Consider the following 679-nt stretch of genomic DNA (forward strand, 5'->3'; position numbering starts at 1 on the left):
CTGCAAACGTACAGCGAGCTCTCTGTTGTTGTCAAGGATCTTTTGACCATTTTCCACAATTCTACTCACCGTTGGCGAACTCAGTGACAATGCCTCGGCAACCTCCACCCCTTTATATCCATACTGCCGGACGGCAAGGTAGGCAGCAACGGAGCGGGCATCCAGGAGCGTCCTCCTACGACTACCGCCCTTCAGTTCCTTGGCTGCCACGCCGAAGATGTCCGACACATTATCCAGCAAGCTTGACAGGGGCGGCTTCCCATAGGATTGCAGGCCATACGAATGGCCGGCTCTTTGTAAAGCTTCAGTCACAAACTCTCCACTGCCCAGTATCCGCTCATCGCCCTTTTGACGAGCTTCCTTACTCCTGCCAAGAAGCCCTGCCGTGTCCCCACCAGCGCTCCGGATCAATCCGCCGCCTTGTAGTTCAGGTCGCACGCCCTGCTTGATCCCGTCTTTCACGAAACTACGGTACTTGGTGCGAGCTTCTTTGGCGTTGCCGCCCAAAAGGATAAGTACATCCTCAATCGTCTTCTCAGCCAACGACTTTACGTCCGGTCGATCGGTTGCCATCGAATACCCAGGCCAAGCGGCGCTAGTCGCCGGATGCGGTATCAGTGGATTTGTTACATTTCCAAGAATGACGCTGTGGCCGGCCCATGGATACTCATCGAGCTCA

1 pseudogene is annotated in these 679 nt (G+C 55.2%); it reads right to left on the reverse strand.

Going from position 1 to position 679, the window contains the following annotated elements:
* Positions 1 to 573: pseudogene (locus tag K1V27_RS22565) on the reverse strand (hypothetical protein); the annotation flags it as partial.
* Between the last annotated feature and the right edge of the window lie 106 nt (positions 574 to 679).

The organism is Desulfoferrobacter suflitae (assembly GCF_022603395.1).
GTDB lineage: Bacteria > Desulfobacterota > Syntrophobacteria > Syntrophobacterales > Syntrophobacteraceae > Desulfoferrobacter > Desulfoferrobacter suflitae.